The following is a 2,868-nucleotide window of genomic DNA, read 5'->3' on the forward strand; positions in this document are numbered from 1 at the left end:
TTTTTCTAAAAAATATTTAAAAAGTATTGTGGGTAAAAAAAAAGGGTTTTATATTTGCACCCGCTAAACGAGGAAACGAGTTTAGGAAAGAGAAAATTAAGTTCATAAACATATTGAATTGACAGCGTAAGTAACAATTGGAAACGGTTGTTACAAACAAGAGAATAAACCATTTTGAGTACTAAGAATTTCTATTAGTTGTTAAATAGTAAAAGTCATAAAAGACTTAAAAATTTAACGATGAAGAGTTTGATCCTGGCTCAGGATGAACGCTAGCGGCAGGCTTAACACATGCAAGTCGAGGGGTAACAGAGAGAGCTTGCTCTTTGCTGACGACCGGCGCACGGGTGCGTAACGCGTATACAATCTGCCTTACACTGGGGGATAGCCTTTGGAAACGAAGATTAATACCCCATAGTATGATTACTTGGCATCGAGTTATCATTAAAGGTTACGGTGTAAGATGAGTATGCGTCCTATTAGCTTGTTGGTGTGGTAACGGCACACCAAGGCAACGATAGGTAGGGGCCCTGAGAGGGGGATCCCCCACACTGGTACTGAGACACGGACCAGACTCCTACGGGAGGCAGCAGTGAGGAATATTGGACAATGGAGGCAACTCTGATCCAGCCATGCCGCGTGCAGGAAGACTGCCCTATGGGTTGTAAACTGCTTTTGTACGGGAAGAAACACTCCTACGTGTAGGAGCTTGACGGTACCGTAAGAATAAGCATCGGCTAACTCCGTGCCAGCAGCCGCGGTAATACGGAGGATGCAAGCGTTATCCGGAATCATTGGGTTTAAAGGGTCCGTAGGTGGATTGGTCAGTCAGAGGTGAAATCCTGCAGCTTAACTGTAGAACTGCCTTTGATACTGCTAATCTTGAGTCATTATGAAGTAGTTAGAATATGTAGTGTAGCGGTGAAATGCATAGATATTACATAGAATACCAATTGCGAAGGCAGATTACTAATAATGTACTGACACTGATGGACGAAAGCGTGGGGAGCGAACGGGATTAGATACCCCGGTAGTCCACGCCGTAAACGATGGATACTAGCTGTTGGGCTTCGGCTCAGTGGCTAAGCGAAAGTGATAAGTATCCCACCTGGGGAGTACGTTCGCAAGAATGAAACTCAAAGGAATTGACGGGGGCCCGCACAAGCGGTGGAGCATGTGGTTTAATTCGATGATACGCGAGGAACCTTACCAGGGCTTAAATGTAAGTTGCATGATTTAGAGATAGATCTTTCTTCGGACTACTTACAAGGTGCTGCATGGTTGTCGTCAGCTCGTGCCGTGAGGTGTCAGGTTAAGTCCTATAACGAGCGCAACCCCTGTTGTTAGTTGCCAGCATGTAAAGATGGGAACTCTAACAAGACTGCCAGTGCAAACTGTGAGGAAGGTGGGGATGACGTCAAATCATCACGGCCCTTACGTCCTGGGCTACACACGTGCTACAATGGCCGGTACAGAGAGCAGCCACACCGCGAGGTGGAGCGAATCTATAAAACCGGTCTCAGTTCGGATCGGAGTCTGCAACTCGACTCCGTGAAGCTGGAATCGCTAGTAATCGGATATCAGCCATGATCCGGTGAATACGTTCCCGGGCCTTGTACACACCGCCCGTCAAGCCATGGAAGCTGGGAGTGCCTGAAGTCCGTCACCGCAAGGAGCGGCCTAGGGTAAAATCGGTAACTAGGGCTAAGTCGTAACAAGGTAGCCGTACCGGAAGGTGCGGCTGGAACACCTCCTTTCTAGAGAAAGACGACTAGTAGGTTAAAATTATTTTAGAAAAGAAATAGTTTATTCTCATTGCTGTTAATTTAAAAAATAAGTCACCAGAACACGGTGCTCAGTAGAGATACTGAAAACTGAAAACTGAAGACTATAAATAGTCTCATAGCTCAGCTGGTTAGAGCGCTACACTGATAATGTAGAGGTCGGCAGTTCGAGTCTGCCTGAGACTACGATTTAAGATTGATTTTATAAAAAGGGGTCAATTTTAGAGAAGTTCATTAAATATTGAAAGGAAATTTTAGAAGTTGGGAGATCCATCTTATTTTATTGGGATTTGGGAATTGATTTTTGAAATTTCATTAAAAGGGGGGATTAGCTCAGCTGGCTAGAGCGCTTGCCTTGCACGCAAGAGGTCATCGGTTCGACTCCGATATTCTCCACAATTCCGTTAAACGGAAAAACGTTCATTGACATATTGAAAAAGATACATGAAATTAATATCAGATTTATCTGATATTAAAAATAATTCAGATTAATTAGAATCACGCGAGCGATAATCTAATTAATCACAACTCATTAAAAAAGCAAAAAGTACAATAAGCTAAGTAAGGGCGTATGGGGAATGCCTAGGCTCTCAGAGGCGAAGAAGGACGTGATAAGCTGCGAAAAGCTGTGGGGAGTGGCACATACACTTTGATCCGCAGATATCCGAATGGGGCAACCCACTATATTGAAGATATAGTATCCGTAAGGAGGCGAACCCGGAGAACTGAAACATCTAAGTACCCGGAGGAGAAGAAAACAAAAGTGATTCCGTTAGTAGTGGCGAGCGAACGCGGATTAGCCCAAACCAGTGTTGTTACGGCAATACTGGGGTTGTAGGACTACAATATTCGACACTAAGTGAACTAGAATTGTTTGGAAAGACAAACCATAGAGAGTGATAGTCTCGTAAAGGTAAGCGAAGTTTAGATAGTAGTATCCTGAGTAGTGCGGGACACGAGTAATCCTGTATGAATCTGGCGGGACCATCCGTTAAGGCTAAATACTCCTGAGAGACCGATAGTGAACTAGTACCGTGAGGGAAAGGTGAAAAGAACCCTGAATAAGGGAGTGAAATAGAACCTG

The 2,868-nt window shown here is 44.4% G+C and carries 2 tRNA genes and 2 rRNA genes; all 4 read left to right on the top strand.

From position 1 onward, the window contains the following. Positions 1-237 precede the first annotated feature (237 nt). Positions 238-1,757, top strand: a 16S ribosomal RNA gene (locus FUA22_RS00005). A gap of 139 nt (positions 1,758-1,896) precedes the next feature. After that, positions 1,897-1,970, top strand: a tRNA-Ile gene (locus tag FUA22_RS00010). Between the two features lie 136 nt (positions 1,971-2,106). Beyond that, a tRNA-Ala gene (locus tag FUA22_RS00015) sits at positions 2,107-2,180 on the top strand. Positions 2,181-2,335: 155 nt separating this feature from the next. Continuing rightward, a 23S ribosomal RNA gene (locus FUA22_RS00020) occupies positions 2,336-2,868 on the top strand; the annotation flags it as partial.

It is taken from the genome of Seonamhaeicola maritimus, from assembly GCF_008056315.1.
In the GTDB taxonomy this organism is placed as follows: Bacteria; Bacteroidota; Bacteroidia; order Flavobacteriales; family Flavobacteriaceae; genus Seonamhaeicola; species Seonamhaeicola maritimus.